Source organism: Gracilibacillus sp. JCM 18860, from assembly GCF_055395245.1.
In genome coordinates this window covers 2,730,081-2,747,511 of record NZ_AP043868.1, presented here as the reverse complement: position 1 = coordinate 2,747,511, position 17,431 = coordinate 2,730,081, and the positions used below count along the sequence as shown (strand labels likewise).

General features: G+C 42.7%; 12 protein-coding genes, 3 tRNA genes and 3 rRNA genes. All 18 read right to left on the bottom strand.

Translation table 11 applies throughout. The features are described 5' to 3' along the window. Window positions 1-6 precede the first annotated feature (6 nt). The 18 genes from ACZ5R4_RS13900 to tilS all read right to left on the bottom strand — a co-directional run bounded on the left by ACZ5R4_RS13900 (window position 7) and on the right by tilS (window position 17,423). A tRNA-Lys gene (locus ACZ5R4_RS13900) sits at window positions 7-82 on the bottom strand. 4 nt (window positions 83-86) lie between these two features. Beyond that, a tRNA-Thr gene (locus ACZ5R4_RS13895) sits at window positions 87-162 on the bottom strand. A 6-nt stretch (window positions 163-168) separates the two neighbouring features. After that, window positions 169-244, bottom strand: a tRNA-Val gene (locus ACZ5R4_RS13890). Between the two features lie 7 nt (window positions 245-251). Further along, window positions 252-368: ribosomal RNA gene (gene rrf, locus ACZ5R4_RS13885) — 5S ribosomal RNA — on the bottom strand. 125 nt (window positions 369-493) lie between these two features. Further along, window positions 494-3,407: ribosomal RNA gene (locus tag ACZ5R4_RS13880) — 23S ribosomal RNA — on the bottom strand. A 428-nt stretch (window positions 3,408-3,835) separates the two neighbouring features. Then, window positions 3,836-5,397, bottom strand: a 16S ribosomal RNA gene (locus tag ACZ5R4_RS13875). The 16S, 23S and 5S rRNA genes sit together here with 3 tRNA genes alongside, the layout of an rRNA operon. A gap of 393 nt (window positions 5,398-5,790) precedes the next feature. Then, window positions 5,791-7,272, bottom strand: a complete 1,482-nt coding sequence (lysS, locus tag ACZ5R4_RS13870; protein WP_109984857.1) for a lysine--tRNA ligase — start codon at window positions 7,270-7,272, stop codon at window positions 5,791-5,793. A gap of 66 nt (window positions 7,273-7,338) precedes the next feature. Continuing rightward, window positions 7,339-7,545, bottom strand: coding sequence for a helix-turn-helix domain-containing protein (locus ACZ5R4_RS13865; protein ID WP_109984858.1), 207 nt, complete (start codon window positions 7,543-7,545; stop codon window positions 7,339-7,341). Continuing rightward, complete coding sequence (gene folK / locus ACZ5R4_RS13860; protein ID WP_464367511.1) at window positions 7,515-8,027, bottom strand: 2-amino-4-hydroxy-6-hydroxymethyldihydropteridine diphosphokinase; 513 nt, start codon at window positions 8,025-8,027, stop codon at window positions 7,515-7,517. The genes ACZ5R4_RS13865 and folK overlap by 31 nt, the downstream gene beginning before the upstream one ends. Next, window positions 8,024-8,389: a dihydroneopterin aldolase gene (gene folB, locus ACZ5R4_RS13855; RefSeq protein WP_464367510.1), complete on the bottom strand. Its 366-nt coding sequence runs from the start codon at window positions 8,387-8,389 to the stop codon at window positions 8,024-8,026. The genes folK and folB overlap by 4 nt, the downstream gene beginning before the upstream one ends. Continuing rightward, window positions 8,382-9,218: a dihydropteroate synthase gene (gene folP / locus ACZ5R4_RS13850; RefSeq protein ID WP_109984860.1), complete on the bottom strand. Its 837-nt coding sequence runs from the start codon at window positions 9,216-9,218 to the stop codon at window positions 8,382-8,384. Before folP ends, folB begins: the two co-directional genes overlap by 8 nt. A gap of 210 nt (window positions 9,219-9,428) precedes the next feature. After that, window positions 9,429-10,355: a cysteine synthase A gene (gene cysK, locus ACZ5R4_RS13845; RefSeq protein ID WP_054861461.1), complete on the bottom strand. Its 927-nt coding sequence runs from the start codon at window positions 10,353-10,355 to the stop codon at window positions 9,429-9,431. A 117-nt stretch (window positions 10,356-10,472) separates the two neighbouring features. Beyond that, window positions 10,473-11,381 (bottom strand): peptidylprolyl isomerase, encoded by a 909-nt coding sequence (locus ACZ5R4_RS13840; protein ID WP_277678496.1) that lies wholly within the window; start codon window positions 11,379-11,381, stop codon window positions 10,473-10,475. A 14-nt stretch (window positions 11,382-11,395) separates the two neighbouring features. After that, window positions 11,396-12,271, bottom strand: a complete 876-nt coding sequence (gene hslO / locus ACZ5R4_RS13835) for an Hsp33 family molecular chaperone HslO (RefSeq protein ID WP_054789113.1) — start codon at window positions 12,269-12,271, stop codon at window positions 11,396-11,398. Window positions 12,272-12,284: 13 nt separating this feature from the next. Next, window positions 12,285-13,064 (bottom strand): type III pantothenate kinase, encoded by a 780-nt coding sequence (locus tag ACZ5R4_RS13830; RefSeq protein WP_109984862.1) that lies wholly within the window; start codon window positions 13,062-13,064, stop codon window positions 12,285-12,287. Between the two features lie 273 nt (window positions 13,065-13,337). Further along, entirely contained in the window at window positions 13,338-15,296 is a 1,959-nt protein-coding gene (gene ftsH, locus ACZ5R4_RS13825) for an ATP-dependent zinc metalloprotease FtsH (RefSeq protein WP_109984863.1), read from the bottom strand. A gap of 134 nt (window positions 15,297-15,430) precedes the next feature. Beyond that, the gene (gene hpt / locus ACZ5R4_RS13820) at window positions 15,431-15,976 is read right to left on the bottom strand and encodes a hypoxanthine phosphoribosyltransferase (RefSeq protein WP_054789114.1); all 546 of its coding nucleotides are present in this window, start codon (window positions 15,974-15,976) and stop codon (window positions 15,431-15,433) included. Next, entirely contained in the window at window positions 15,966-17,423 is a 1,458-nt protein-coding gene (gene tilS / locus ACZ5R4_RS13815; protein WP_464367509.1) for a tRNA lysidine(34) synthetase TilS, read from the bottom strand. The genes hpt and tilS overlap by 11 nt, the downstream gene beginning before the upstream one ends. Window positions 17,424-17,431 lie beyond the last annotated feature (8 nt).

The following is a 17,431-nucleotide window of genomic DNA, read 5'->3' as shown; positions in this document are numbered from 1 at the left end:
TTAAAATGGTGAGCCATGGAGGATTCGAACCTCCGACCCTCTGATTAAAAGTCAGATGCTCTACCAACTGAGCTAATGGCTCTAAATGGTGCCGGCCAGAGGACTTGAACCCCCAACCTACTGATTACAAGTCAGTTGCTCTACCAATTGAGCTAGACCGGCATAACATGGTGGAGGATGCAGGGCTCGAACCTGCGACCCCTTGCTTGTAAGGCAAGTGCTCTCCCAGCTGAGCTAATCCTCCTATGTATGCCTGGCAGCGTCCTACTCTTGCAGGGGCGTGAGCCCCAACTACCATGGGCGCTGGAGAGCTTAACTACTGTGTTCGGTATGGGAACAGGTGTGACCTCTCCGCTATCGCCACCAGACTCGTTTTTTCAAGGACAAGATACATTATAACGCATTTCTCACAACAAATGCAAGAGTTTTTTAAAAATACCTTGAAAACTAGATAAGAAGTAGACAAACCATTGGTTTTTCATCCAAAGAACGTATAGATAAGTCCTCGATCGATTAGTATTCGTCAGCTCCACATGTCACCATGCTTCCACCTCGAACCTATCTACCTCATCGTCTCTGAGGGATCTTACTCACTTAAAGTGTGGGGAAGTCTCATCTTGAGGGGGGCTTCATGCTTAGATGCTTTCAGCACTTATCCCTTCCACACGTAGCTACCCAGCGATGCTCCTGGCGGAACAACTGGTGCACCAGCGGTGTGTCCATCCCGGTCCTCTCGTACTAAGGACAGCTCCTCTCAAACTTCCAACGCCCACGACGGATAGGGACCGAACTGTCTCACGACGTTCTGAACCCAGCTCGCGTACCGCTTTAATGGGCGAACAGCCCAACCCTTGGGACCGACTACAGCCCCAGGATGCGATGAGCCGACATCGAGGTGCCAAACCTCCCCGTCGATGTGGACTCTTGGGGGAGATAAGCCTGTTATCCCCGGGGTAGCTTTTATCCGTTGAGCGACGGCCCTTCCATTCGGTACCGCCGGATCACTAAGCCCGACTTTCGTCCCTGCTCGACTTGTAGGTCTCGCAGTCAAGCTCCCTTCTGCCTTTACACTCTTCGAATGATTTCCAACCATTCTGAGGGAACCTTTGGGCGCCTCCGTTACTCTTTAGGAGGCGACCGCCCCAGTCAAACTGCCCACCTGACACTGTCTCCGAACCGGATCACGGTTCTGGGTTAGAAGGTTCATACAGCCAGGGTGGTATCCCACCGGCGCCTCCACGTAAGCTAGCGCTCACGTTTCCAAGGCTCCCACCTATCCTGTACAAGCTGTACAAACATTCCATATCAGGCTACAGTAAAGCTCCACGGGGTCTTTCCGTCCTGTCGCGGGTAATGCGCATCTTCACGCATAGTATAATTTCACCGGGTCTCTCGTTGAGACAGTGCCCAAGTCGTTGCACCTTTCGTGCGGGTCGGAACTTACCCGACAAGGAATTTCGCTACCTTAGGACCGTTATAGTTACGGCCGCCGTTTACTGGGGCTTCAGTTCAACGCTTCGCTTACGCTAACGCATCCCCTTAACCTTCCAGCACCGGGCAGGTGTCAGCCCCTATACTTCGCCTTTCGGCTTCGCAGAGACCTGTGTTTTTGCTAAACAGTCGCTTGGGCCTTTTCACTGCGGCTTACTCGTAAGTAAGCACCCCTTCTCCCGAAGTTACGGGGTCATTTTGCCGAGTTCCTTAACGAGAGTTCTCCCGATCACCTTAGGATTCTCTCCTCGCCTACCTGTGTCGGTTTGCGGTACGGGCACCCTTTTCCTTGCTAGAGGCTTTTCTTGGCAGTGTGAAATCCGGAACTTCGGTACTCATTTTCCCTCCCGATCACAGCTTGTGATTGCCAGACGGATTTGCCTATCTGACTCACTCACTGCTTCGACGCACACGTCCAGTCGTGCGCTTTCCTTATCCTACTGCGTCCCCCCATCACTCAAACGGAATTGGGTGGTACAGGAATATCCACCTGTTGTCCATCGCCTACGCCTTTCGGCCTCGGCTTAGGCCCCGACTAACCCTGAGCGGACGAGCCTTCCTCAGGAAACCTTAGGCATTCGGTGTAGAAGATTCTCACTTCTATTTCGCTACTCATACCGGCATTCTCACTTCTAAGCGCTCCACCAGTCCTCACGGTCTGACTTCCCTGCACTTAGAACGCTCTCCTACCATTGTTCGTAGAACAATCCGTAGCTTCGGTGATACGTTTAGCCCCGGTACATTTTCGGCGCAGCGTCACTCGACCAGTGAGCTATTACGCACTCTTTAAATGATGGCTGCTTCTAAGCCAACATCCTGGTTGTCTAAGCAACGCCACATCCTTTTCCACTTAACGTATACTTGGGGACCTTAGCTGACGGTCTGGGCTGTTTCCCTTTCGACTATGAACCTTATCACCCATAGTCTGACTCCCAAGGTAATATGATTGGCATTCGGAGTTTGACTGAATTCGGTAACCCGGTGAGGGCCCCTAGTCCAATCAGTGCTCTACCTCCAACATACATCCCTTGAGGCTAGCCCTAAAGCTATTTCGGAGAGAACCAGCTATCTCCGTGTTCGATTGGCATTTCACCCCTACCCACACCTCATCCCCGCACTTTTCAACGTACGTGGGTTCGGGCCTCCAGTCAGTGTTACCTGACCTTCACCCTGGACATGGGTAGATCACACGGTTTCGGGTCTACGACCCCCTACTATCTCGCCCTATTCAGACTCGCTTTCGCTGCGGCTCCGTGTCTTCCACTTAACCTTGCAGGAGATCGTAACTCGCCGGTCCATTCTACAAAAGGTACGCCGTCACCCATAAAAGGGCTTCGACTACTTGTAGGCACACGGTTTCAGGTTCTCTTTCACTCCCCTCCCGGGGTGCTTTTCACCTTTCCCTCACGGTACTGGTTCACTATCGGTCACTAGGGAGTATTTAGCCTTGGGAGATGGTCCTCCCGGATTCCGACGGAATTTCACGTGTTCCGCCGTACTCAGGATCCACTCTGGAGGAAACACGCTTTCGACTACAGGGCTGTTACCCGCTGTGGCTGACCTTTCCAGATCGATTCGTCTAACGTATTTCTTGGTAACTCCGTATAGAGTGTCCTACAACCCCAAAAAGCAAGCTTTTTGGTTTGGGCTAATTCCGTTTCGCTCGCCGCTACTCGGGAAATCGCGTTTGCTTTCTCTTCCTCCGGGTAATGAGATGTTTCAGTTCCCCGGGTCTGCCTCCTCTATCCTATGGATTCAGATAGAGGTTCTACTCCATGACGAGTAGAGGGTTTCCCCATTCGGAAATTCTCGGATCAATGCTTACGTACAGCTCCCCGAGACATATCGGTGTTTGTCCCGTCCTTCTTCGGCTCCTAGTGCCAAGGCATCCACCGTGCGCCCTTTTTCACTTAACTATACTCATGCTTCAGATGAAAAAGTCGTTGGTTTTTATTTGATGTCTTGTCATCAGTTTCGTGTTGGCTTCTTTTGGTGCCTTCACGTCCTGATTTCTTCTTATCTAGTTTTCAAGGTACAGCTTCCACACGAGGTGGTGACTTCTGTATTCGTCACAAAACATGACGGGTTTTAACAGAAGATCCTCTGAGCATCAATCGCTCAAAACTGAACCAAACAACCAAGTACAATCTATGATGATCTACGCTAGTAGACCATTTCCTATTGTGTCTAGCTCCAGCACCCAGCGACTAGCACAACTTCCCTCACCTCCGTACGATAAGTCAACATCAAGTCGCTAAGCTCCTTGTGTTTCCTTTATCTCCTTCGGTTCAGTCCAGTTTGTACGTCGCTAACCGGGTGCTTCCGCCTTTCACTTTATCCTTAGAAAGGAGGTGATCCAGCCGCACCTTCCGATACGGCTACCTTGTTACGACTTCACCCCAATCATTGGCCCCACCTTCGGCGGCTGGCTCCAAAGGTTACCCCACCGACTTCGGGTGTTGCCAACTCTCGTGGTGTGACGGGCGGTGTGTACAAGGCCCGGGAACGTATTCACCGCGGCATGCTGATCCGCGATTACTAGCGATTCCGGCTTCATGTAGGCGAGTTGCAGCCTACAATCCGAACTGAGAATGGTTTTATGGGATTGGCTTCACCTCACGGCTTCGCTGCCCTTTGTACCATCCATTGTAGCACGTGTGTAGCCCAGGTCATAAGGGGCATGATGATTTGACGTCATCCCCACCTTCCTCCGGTTTGTCACCGGCAGTCACCTTAGAGTGCCCAACTCAATGCTGGCAACTAAGATCAAGGGTTGCGCTCGTTGCGGGACTTAACCCAACATCTCACGACACGAGCTGACGACAACCATGCACCACCTGTCATTCGGTCCCCGAAGGGAACTCCCTATCTCTAGGGACATCCGAAGATGTCAAGACCTGGTAAGGTTCTTCGCGTTGCTTCGAATTAAACCACATGCTCCACCGCTTGTGCGGGCCCCCGTCAATTCTTTTGAGTTTCAGCCTTGCGGCCGTACTCCCCAGGCGGAGTGCTTAATGCGTTAACTGCAGCACTAAGGGGCGGAAACCCCCTAACACCTAGCACTCATCGTTTACGGCGTGGACTACCAGGGTATCTAATCCTGTTCGCTCCCCACGCTTTCGCACCTCAGCGTCAGTTACAGACCAGAGAGCCGCCTTCGCCACTGGTGTTCCTCCACATCTCTACGCATTTCACCGCTACACGTGGAATTCCGCTCTCCTCTTCTGTACTCAAGTTCCCCAGTTTCCAATGACCGCTTGCGGTTGAGCCGCAAGATTTCACATCAGACTTAAGAAACCGCCTACGCGCGCTTTACGCCCAATAATTCCGGACAACGCTTGCCCCCTACGTATTACCGCGGCTGCTGGCACGTAGTTAGCCGGGGCTTCCTCGATAGGTACCGTCAAGGTACCGCCCTATTCGAACGGTACTTGTTCTTCCCTAACAACAGAACTTTACGATCCGAAAACCTTCTTCGTTCACGCGGCGTTGCTCCGTCAGACTTTCGTCCATTGCGGAAGATTCCCTACTGCTGCCTCCCGTAGGAGTCTGGGCCGTGTCTCAGTCCCAGTGTGGCCGATCACCCTCTCAGGTCGGCTATGCATCGTTGCCTTGGTGAGCCGTTACCTCACCAACTAGCTAATGCACCGCGGGCCCATCTGTAAGTGATAGCTTGCGCCACCTTTCCACTTCGGTTCCTATGAACCAAAGTACTATCCGGTATTAGCCCCGGTTTCCCGGAGTTATCCCAGTCTTACAGGCAGGTTGCCCACGTGTTACTCACCCGTCCGCCGCTCGTTCCACTCACGTCCTCCCGAAGGATTCAGTCAGCTTCCCGCGCTCGACTTGCATGTATTAGGCACGCCGCCAGCGTTCGTCCTGAGCCAAGATCAAACTCTCCATAAAATAGATGCACCGAAGTGCTTGTGTTGATCAAGCTCGCTTAAAGCTAGCATGTTCTTACTTTTTGTACTGGTTGTTTTGTTCAGTTTTCAATGATCAATGTTCGCCGTCTTTTTGCGACAGCTTTTATATCATATCACCATAAATCACAATTGTCAACAGCTTTTTTTAAGTTTGTAAATTGTTTAGTAGATTATATTAACTACCTTATTTAAAGCGACGCTAAACAATATATCACACCTCACTCAGAAGTGTCAATAGCTTTTTTAACTTTCCATGGATTGTTTTTCATGACTTGACAGTCTAAGTTTTCTTTTTTTGCTTTTAAAGAAAGATAACCCCAAAAAGTTGAGCGGGAGGTCTAACTTTTCAGGGTTGTTGTATGGGTTCTTTCTATTACTTATTACGCATTTGCGGGAATAGCAGCACATCACGAATCGATGGTGAATTAGTTAGTAACATTACTAAACGATCAATCCCGATACCAAGACCGCCGGTTGGTGGCATACCATATTCTAAAGCTTCTAAGAAATCTTCATCCATTTCGTGAGCTTCGTCATTTCCTTGTTCTTTTTCCTTCACTTGGGCTTCAAAGCGTTCACGCTGATCAATAGGATCGTTTAACTCAGAGAACGCGTTGGCATGCTCTCTACCAACAATAAATAGTTCGAAGCGATCTGTAAAACGATCGTCATCCTTGTTTTTCTTTGCAAGTGGTGAAATTGCAACAGGGTGTCCGTACACAAAAGTCGGCTGAATTAATTTCTCCTCCACTCTCTGCTCAAAGAATTCATTTACAATATGCCCATAGGTCATGTTATCTTCTATTTCTATTCCGTGCTCCTTCGCAAGAGCTTTCGCTTCACCATCACTCATTTGCTGCCAAAAATCTACTCCAGTGTATTCCTTAATTGCATCCACCATATGGAGTCTAGTCCATTTAGGTTGTAAATTAATTTTGTCTTCACCGTAAGAAATAGTTGTCGAACCAAGAACCTCTTTAGCTATATGTGCTACCATATTTTCAACTAGTTCCATTATATCGTGGTAATCCGCATATGCTTCATATAACTCAATCATCGTAAATTCAGGATTATGCCTAGTCGATACTCCTTCATTTCGAAAAACACGGCCAATCTCATAAACTTTTTCCATACCACCTACAATAAGTCGTTTTAGATGTAATTCAATCGCAATCCTCATATATAAAGGAATATCTAAAGCGTTATGATGAGTTTCAAAAGGTCGAGCAGATGCTCCTCCCGCTATTCCGTGCATCATCGGTGTTTCTACTTCCAAGAAACCTCGATCGTCTAGATATCTACGCATGGATTGAATGATTTTACTTCTTATAATAAATGTTTGCTTACTATCGATATTTGTAATCAAATCTAAGTAGCGTTGGCGATAGCGTTGTTCTACATCCTTTAATCCATGGAATTTCTCTGGCAACGGCCGTAACGCCTTTGTAAGTAGAATGAATTGCTCTGCTTTTACAGATAGCTCGCCTACATTTGTTTTAAAAACAGTCCCTGTAACGCCTACAATATCCCCAAGATCCGCTGTTTTGAAAATTTCGTACGCTTCCTCGCCTACTGTATCCTTTCTCACATACAACTGGATTTGACCACTTAGATCTTGAATATGAGAGAAGCCTGCTTTCCCCTTCCCTCTTTTTGTCATAATACGACCAGCAATTGTCGTCTCTATTTTTTTCTCTTCTAATTCCTCTTTAGAATATTGATCATAGTTAGCTCTTAATTCTTCTGCTAAATGTGTACGGGTAAACTTATCTCCAAAAGGATCCATCCCTTTTTCGATATAGGATTCTAATTTTTCTAACCGGACACGCATGTGTTCACTTAATTCTTCACTCATTTTTATCACTCCATATTAAAAATTGTAGTTGGCTACGAGGTAATCCTATCACTTATCCACCCTAGTTTATTTCTTAGGTTCTAATTCTTGGATAGAAATATCTAATTGCTCAGAGATTTTTTCTAGGGTTTCCAATGTTGGTACCCGTTTACCTCGTTCTATGTCTCCTAGCTGAGAAACTGACATTCCGAGCTCTTTTGCAAAACCTATTTGTGTATAGCCTTTTAATTTTCTATAAGCCTTTATTCTTTTCCCCCATCTATTTTGTTGCATTGAACTACCCCTTCTTTTTCTTTCAAAGACATTTCACTAATTAAAGTAGAAACATCCTTCTCTATATGTGATAAGTATAAATGATGATTTATGTCCATTAATGGCATTAATACAAATGCCCGCTCATGCATACTTGGATGTGGTAAAGTTAATCGTTCTGTTTCTATATTCTCTTGATTATATAACAAAATGTCAAGGTCTATCGTCCTCGGCCCCCACTTTATTTCACGTTTTCTGCCTAAGCTATGTTCAATTTCCTGACAAGTATCCAATAATTCAAGTGGGGACAAAGTTGTTTCGATACGAGCAGCCATATTGAGAAAATCATTCTGATCCGTAAACCCAACCGGTGCTGTTTCGTAGATCCCTGAGACCTTCTTGATCTGAATGGATCGATGTTCTTTCAATCGTTGTATTGCAAGTTGTAAATATTCTAATCTTGGTTCAATATTAGATCCTAACGCTATATATGCTTGATTCATTTGTTCTTCTCCCGATAAATCTCAACTGCTACCGAACGATAATGTCCAGGGATTGGTGGATCTGGCTTATAAACCTTGACGGTGCATGCCTGGAGTAAAGGAAGACTCGTTAACAGTTTATCGGCAACAGATTGTGCTACAGCTTCGACTAAGTTCTTTGCTTCCCCTTCCACTATCTCTTTGGTTAATTGATAAACAAGTCCATAATCGATCGAATCTTCCATGTTGTCAGACTTACCTGCCTTACGCAATTCCAATTCAAGTATAAGGTCGACTGAAAAGCGTTGGCCTAGCTTTCTCTCTTCTGGAAACAAACCATGATAACCATAAAATTGCATCTCATGAACATAGATCTTATCCATCTATCTCACTACCTTTACCTATCATTTGATCCATCATGCTGGTCATCCGCGCAATCATTTCTACATTGTGCACTCGAACGATCTCTACCCCTTTTGTGATTCCGTAGCATACCGTTGCTCCTGTCCCTTCATCTCGTTGACCAACAGGTAAATTCAATGCATGTCCGATCATAGATTTCCTAGAGGTACCTAACAAAACAGGGTATCCTAATGTTTTAATTCGTTCGAGTTCTCGCATTACTTGCATGTTTTCCTCAAAGGACTTTGCAAAACCAATTCCAGGATCAAGTATAATATTTTCTTCTTTTACACCTCTCGCAAGGGCAATTTGTATACTTTCCTCAAGATCTGACAATACATCATTCATTAAAGACTGATAGTGACGATCTTCACGATTATGCATGAGGATAATCGGAGCTTGATATTCTGCAGCAACCTTGGCAATCTCAGGTTCCTTCTTTGCCCCCCAAACATCATTAATAATCGAAGCACCTGCTTGAACAGCTGCTTTTGCTACCTTGGACTTGTACGTATCTACTGATATGGGTATCGTTATTTCCTGGGCAATAGCCTCAACAACTGGTACCACACGGTTTAATTCTTCTTGTTCAGATACAGGCTTGTGCCCGGGTCTAGTGGATTCACCACCAACATCAATGAGATGGGCACCTTGCTCTTCCATTTTTTTCGCTTGTGCAATCGCCTGATCGATTGTATGATAGCTCCCACCATCTGAAAAGGAATCTGGAGTAACATTCAAGATACCCATCACCAACGTTTGATCAGAATAGCGAAAATCTTTCACCTTCGTCTTTAGCCAATCGTTCATCTAAATCCGTCCTTCATTCTTCTATTTCATTCCTATCATAGGATATAATAGGTATTATTATACAAAAGTCAATTATAGCATAATTTTAACCCTTTTTTGTCAAAAATGCACGATCTTATTAGAGAAACTGATGTGTTAGTTTAACCTTCGTTGCATGACCCTGCCAAACATTAAAAAAGACTACCTATAAAATAGATAGTCTCACCAATCTTATTCTTCATCAAATTGATATAAAGGTGTTGATAAATAACGTTCTCCATTACTTGGTAATACCGCTAGAACCTTTTTACCTTTTCCAAGCTTTTTCGCTACTTGCTTCGCCGCATAAATAGCAGCGCCAGAGGATACTCCACCGAGGACTCCATCTTTTTTAGCAGCTTCTCTTGCTGTTTCATAAGCTTGATCATTTGTGACAGTAATAACTTCATCATAAACCTTTGTATTTAATACACCTGGAACAAAACCTGCACCTAAACCTTGTATCTTATGAGGTCCTGGCTTTCCTCCGGATAATATTGCAGAATCTGCTGGTTCTACAGCATAAATTTTTATATCCTTGAAGTGCTCCTTTAAAACTTTACCGGCACCAGTAATCGTTCCACCTGTACCAATACCTGAAACAAATGCATCTAATTGATCTCCCATTTGCTCCACAATTTCTTTACCTGTTGTCCGTGCATGTACATCTGGATTAGCTTGGTTGTTAAATTGTTGTGGCATGAAGTATCCATGCTTTTCTTGAAGCTCACTTGCTTTTTTGATGGCACCTTTCATACCCTCTGCACCTGGTGTTAGTAATAATTCAGCACCATATGCTCGTAATAAATTACGCCTTTCCATACTCATTGTATCTGGCATGACAAGAATAGCTCTATATCCTTTCACTGCTGCTACGAGTGCTAAACCGATACCTGTATTACCGCTTGTTGGTTCAATGATTGTATCTCCAGACTTTAATACACCTTCTTGTTCCGCTGCTTCAATCATCGCTAATCCAATACGATCCTTCACAGAGCTTCCCGGGTTCATGAATTCAAGCTTTAAGTAGATTTCCGCAGCTTCTGGATCAGCAGTACGATTTAACTTAACAATAGGAGTATTGCCAATCAATTCTGCGATATTTTGAGCAACTTTCATTTAACTTCCTCCTCAATCCCAAGTAATATAATTGGTTTTATATACAATGTACATGAAAAAGGTATCATTTGTCAACCCATAACTTGGAAAAGTCCTATATCCTTTTGACCTTGCTCCTTAGTCATTTTTATCTAGCACTGTTGTGACTTCTAGTTCTTCCCACAACAATTCAGGATCTAAATTCTGGTCCATTTGATCTAGTGCTAAATCCTGCTTCACTTCTTGATAGGCTTCTTCATAGCTTACATTAACTGCAGGAATATGATGATGTAGAAACACAATACTAAAGCCTTGATCTGTTCGGATAGGCTGACTAAATGTCCCCTCGTCCATCGCTAACGTTTCATGAAAATATTCAGGAGGAATAAAGCTATTAGTCTCTGTATAATAACCGAGATATCCGCCTTCAGAAGCTGTCTCCTCATCCATAGAATATTCTTGCGCTACATCTGTAAAAGAAGCTCCTGACTCTAACTTTTGGTAAGCCTCATCCGCTTCCGCTTCGCTGGATACAACAATATGAGATAGTTGAACAACCTCTTCAAATTGATACTGGTTCTCGTAGGTTTGAAAATACTGCTTCACTTCAGAGTCTGACACTTCGACATCACGCGTTAATAAAGCCTTCATGTAATAACGATATTTAATTTGTTCTGTCCATTTCTCTTGAAGGGATTTCCTTTCCTCTTCCGTTAGGACACCTTGCATGATTAATAGCCTTGCTATTTCACGCTCTACAATCTTTGAATCGATTTCTAACTCCTCTTGCTCCGCGAGTTGAAAAACCACCTCTTGATTAACCATTTCGGTTAACACCTTTTCACCATAGCCTCTAGTTAATAAATCCAGCCATTCCTCATACTTTATCTTTTCATTTTCGATAGTGGCTAATGGTTTTTTTTGATGGATAACAGATTCATCATCTAATGCAATTTCCGTATTTCCTTTGGAGAAAAGCAGTGTTGTTATATTCGTGATGAGCAAAATAAAAATAATGACCCACAAAGACAGCTTCGACAATCTCACAACACTTTTCCTCCTTAAGAAGATTTTAATGCACGTAATTCATCAATGGAGAAGGTATAAACCTCATTACAAAAATGACAGGTAGCTGTCGCCCCGTGATCCTCTTTAATCATTGCATCGATTTCCTCATTCCCAAGTCCACTAATCGCAGTCGACAACCTCTCCTTCGAACAAGGACAAGAGAATTGAACTGGCATGTTTTCTAGTATATTAAGCTTGCCTTCCTCTCCTACTAAAAGGGTAAGGACTTCTTCTGGTGTTTTTCCTTCCTGTATAAGCTGGGAGATAGGAGCAATCTCTTCAATTTGTTTTTCTACCTTTGCAATTGTCTCATCAGAAGCTCCTGGTAGCATTTGAATAATAAAACCACCTGCTGCCAAGATAGAATGGTCGGGATTCACAAGGACACCAGCTCCTACAGCAGATGGAATTTGCTCTGAATTTGCCAAATAATAGGTGAAGTCCTCACTTACTTCTCCTGATACGATCGGGACTTGTCCTGTAAAATGATTTCGCAGTCCAAGATCCTTGACCACACTTAAGGTTCCTTCTGTCCCCACTGCTCGACGGACATCCAATTTGCCTTGAGCATTGGACTCAAAATCTACATGAGGATTGATAACATAGCCTCGTACCTCTCCTTTATCATTGGCATCTGCAATCACAGCACCAATCGGGCCATTCCCTTCAAGTTTCACGGTCAATTTTGCATTATCCTTTAACATCACACCAAGCATTGCCGTGATCGTAATCGTTCTTCCTAAAGCAGCAGAAGCAGTCGCCCAAGTATCCTGTCTTTCTCTTGCTTCCTCCACTGTATTGGTAGATTTGATCGCATATGCCCTCACTTCACCATCAAAGGCTGTTGCCTTTAAAACATAATCCTTCATCTATAACACCCTTTCACTCAAAGGTTTTTTCGTTTTTTTGATAAATTTCATACAACCCTTTTAAGGTTAAAAATGGATCGACAATATCGATTGTCGCAGAATCCTCTACTAGGAGTGTTGCGAATCCTCCAGTTGCAATAACTTGAGCAGAGGTGCCTGTTTCCCCTTTAATTCGGCTAACTACTTCATCTACTTGTCCTACGTAACCGTAGTAAACACCTGATTGCATCGCCTCCACCGTAGAAGAACCTATGACCTTATCGGTTCTTTTCAGTTCAATTTTCGGAAGCTTTGCAGCATTGGTATACAGTGCATCCAATGAAATATTAATACCTGGTGTAATCGCACCACCAACATATTCCTCCTTTTCATTAATATAACAATAAGTCGTTGCCGTCCCAAAATCAATGATAATACTAGGAGCACCATATTCTTTGATCGTTCCAACTGCATTCACAATTCGATCTGCGCCTATCTCCTTCGGGTTAGGGTAGGCCATTTTTAAATGAGGATTAACCATTTCTTCGCCAATCACCATTGGTCTACAGTGAAAGTATTTATCTGCCATCCTCTGTAATGCGAACAAAATAGGGGGCACAACAGAAGAGATAATAATCCCGTCAATATCTGAAAAGCTTATGTCCTCGTGAGCGAACAATGATTTAAAGAACATTCCGAATTCATCTTCTGTTTTGTTCTTATCTGTTTGCATACGCCACTGATACTTTAGTTTGCCCTGATCGAAGACCCCTAATACAGTATTTGTGTTACCAACATCTAATACAAATATCATTTCCCACACCGCTTTTCTTTTTTATAGATCATTTTCATATTGTATAGGTAATAATTAATAATTAGCAAGTGAATTGAATTAGATTTGACCTGAAAGCATGATCGATTCAAATCCCTTTTGAGAAACTCACATTCGCTCGTCCTTTAGTGGAAGTATTAGCTTTACTTATACTTTGGACTTCAAAATTTTCGCTACTTCCTGCAAAAATTTTATGCTTTCCTAACGTAAAACAAAAAGCAGCCTCCCTAATTTAGAGAGGCTGCATTTCTAATGTTATTCTTTATCTTGATTGTCTTCAGAAACTTCCTCATTGTTTTCTTTGGATTGGATGTTTACTCGAACATCCTGAGATTGATCATCAGCCTTTTCCTCTGAATGCTTCTCTCCATCTTGTTCTGACACTACTGGGTCTGGTAAAACACCATCCTCAAACAATGATTTAATTTGACTTGCATCTAACGTTTCTACCTCAAGTAAGGTTTTAGCAACTAATTCTAGCTTACTACGGTTTTCTGTAAGAATCTGTTTCGCACGATTATAACAAGTTTGAATGAAGTGCTGGATTTCTTGGTCAATTTCATAAGCAATCGCATCACTATAGTTTTGGTCGGATTGCATATCACGACCTAAGAAAACTTGACCATTACTATTACCAAATTGAAGTGGGCCAATTTTTTCACTCATACCATATTCCATTACCATCTTACGCGCAATTCCTGTAGCACGTTGGAAATCATTGTGTGCACCTGTACTTACTTCGCCAAAAATAATCTCTTCTGCTACACGTCCACCTAATAGACCCGTAATCTTATCCAATAATTCTGGCTTAGTCATAAAGTAACGATCTTCACGAGGAAGCATAACTGCATATCCACCAGCTTGACCTCGAGGAACAATAGTAACTTTATGTACCATGTCAGCATCATCTAAAACCATACCTATAATGGTATGTCCACTTTCATGATAGGCTACAATATTTCTTTCCTTATCAGAAATTACACGGCTTTTCTTCGCTGGACCTGCAATGACACGATCAATCGCCTCATCTACATCGTCCATTTCGATCTTTTGCTTATCGGATCTTGCTGCAACTAATGCCGCTTCATTTAACAAGTTCTCTAAGTCAGCCCCAGAAAAACCTGGTGTACGCATCGCAATAGTCTTAAGCGAGACATCGTCCGATAATGGTTTATTACGAGCATGTACTTTTAATACATCCTCACGTCCTCTTAGATCTGGTCGGTCTACTGTAATTTGACGATCAAATCGACCAGGTCGTAATAAGGCAGGGTCTAAAATATCTGGACGGTTTGTTGCAGCGATAATTATAATTCCTTCGTTTTCACCAAACCCATCCATTTCAACGAGTAATTGGTTTAAGGTTTGCTCCCGTTCATCATGTCCACCACCAACACCAGCTCCACGTTGGCGACCGACTGCATCAATCTCATCAATAAAGATAATACATGGTGCATTTTTCTTCGCATTTTCAAATAAATCTCGGACACGAGACGCACCGACACCAACGAACATCTCAACGAAATCAGAACCACTGATAGAGAAGAAAGGAACACCCGCTTCCCCTGCAACAGCACGAGCTAATAACGTCTTACCAGTACCTGGAGGTCCTACAAGAAGTACCCCTTTTGGAATCTTAGCTCCAATAGCGGAGAATTTACGTGGATCCTTTAAGAAATCCACCACCTCAACTAATTCCTGCTTCTCCTCATCTGCACCAGCAACATCTCGGAAACGAACTTTTTTCTTTTCTTCATTGTACATCTTCGCCTTGCTCTTACCGAAGTTCATCACACGACTTCCGCCACCCTGTGCTTGATTGAGCAAGAAGAAAAACAGAATAAATATGATAACAAATGGAATCATGGTGGTTAAAAAGGTTACCCATCCACTTGGTTGTTCTTCCTCTTTGACCGTTAGGATTTGTTGTTCCTCAGCCGTTTCGGTAACTTGGCTTACAATCGTTGTATTGTCAGGAATATTCGTTACAAAGTTCTTATCCTCACCTGACTCTAATTCACCAACAATTCTCATGACACCATTTGATGGGCGCATTTCCATTTCTTTTATTTCATTATTTTCCAATGCTTCCATGAATTCATTTACTTTAAATTCTTGTGCTTGGTTGTTTTGATTAATAAAAACATTGATGATCCCTATCACTACAAGAAATATAAATAGATATAGGATCACATTACGTATTATCCGATTCATTGCCTACCTCCTCCCGTAACGAGAAAACTATAGTAAATAGTACCATATTAAAATAGTTTATTACAACTAATTACCTCTATAAAATTTGCATATGTATGTTTCCATATACATTGCACTAAGACTTTAATTTAAACTTATTCTTCTCCACCGTAAACCTCTGGCTTTAATACACCGATATACGGTAAATTTCTAAATTTTTCTTGATAATCCAGTCCATAACCTACGACAAACTCATTTGGGACTTCAAATCCTACCAGGTCTGCTTTAATATTAGCTGTACGACCTTCTGGTTTATCTAGAAGGGTTACAATTTTAATCGATTTCGCTTTTCGATATTTAAATAAATCCACTAAATAACTTAAGGTTAAACCACTGTCTATAATATCCTCTATGATAAGTATGTCTCTTCCTTCTACTTTTGTATCCAAATCTTTGACAATTTTCACTTCACCGGAGGAGCGCATTTCATTACCGTAACTTGACACATCCATAAAATCCATTTCAATATGTGTATGGATATTACGTAATATATCAGACATAAATGGTAGAGCACCTTTCAAAATTCCAACTGCTAGAGGGAATTTTCCGTCATATTCTTCGGTTAATTGCTCACCTAACTCCTTACATTTTTGTTGTATGGATTCTGCTGAAATCAACACTTCTTTTATTTCATCGTGCATCATGGTGCCTCCTACTTATATTTTGCTCAGTACTTTCCGCTTTCTTCGCAGCACTTTTATAGTGTAACGATATAAAGGTATCCATTTTTTCTAAAAGAATCTCTGCCTTCGTTAAGCCTATAATCCATAAAATCGTACCATTATTTCCTACTAGCAATGGCCAGCTATCCCTTTTTTCGATAGGAATTTTTTTATCGATAAAAATATCTTTGACTTTTTTACTGCCATTTAACCCTCTTATTTTCATTCGATCTCCTGCTTGCCTTGTTCTTACTATTAGGGGAAATAACGATTCGTCATTTGGAAGGTACATCGAATGATGACTTTCCTGCTTAGTGAAGGTACTAATGCTGGACTCTATGACAAAACCATTCCATAATGCTTGCACACCTGGGATATGTAATTTTTGCGCCACGGTTTTCTTGGGCTGCTTTATTTGAAAATGAAAGGAAATTTCCTGATAGCTTTTCGTTATATGTAGCGATTTAGGTAAATCGATCGTTACATTAGCTCTAGATTGTTGTAGCAATGTGAGGAAATCTTCTTCATGCTTCATCGAAATCTTATCAGGGATTTGATGATTGTATAGATAATTTAATATTAGATGAAAGGCTCGTCTTTGTAAAGCAATCGGGTATTGTAAAAAGGAAGGAATGGAAAAAGAAGCCGTCTTCCCTGCAGATGGAAATTGTACTATTTCGGATACCATCTCCTCTGCTTTCTGGGTTAGATACTTATCGTCTTCTCTAATTCTTTCAGTTAATTGCTGAACTTGCCTATGTATGTTTTGATTTTTCTCCTTGAGAAATGGCAGAACATTTAATCGATAAAAATTTCTAGTGTAATCAACAGATTGGTTTGACGGATCCTCTCTTGGCATCAGCTGATGCTGATCACAATAATGATAGATCGCTTCCTTCGTTGTGCATAAAAAAGGGCGAATAATCTCTCCTGTACTAAATTTACGTTTAACTGGTATACCTGCTAATAAGGACGGATTACTATGTTGTGTGAGACGCATCAGGACAGTTTCTAATTGGTCATCCCCATGGTGGGCCAATGCTAGATAATCTGCGTCAAATTGTTCCATCACCTTCTCAAACACCCTGTATCTGAGCTTTCTAGCTACCAATTGTGTTCCTTCCTGTAGCTTATTTTTTTCCTTCTTTACATCTACTTTTTCCTTAACAAAGGGCACTTGCCATAAAGCACACAATTGCTCTACGAACTTCACATCTTCTGCTGATTGCCTTCCTCTTAATCCATGATCCACTGAAACGGCAGCAATATGTAGTTTCCACTTATCTCTTAATGTACAAAGATAGTGTAGTAATGCTATCGAATCGGCTCCACCCGAAACGCCAACAACAATGGTAGCCTCTTCTTTCAATAGCTGATGCTTTTTAATAAACACCATAACGGTTTGCTCAAATGATTGATTTGACATCCACCACC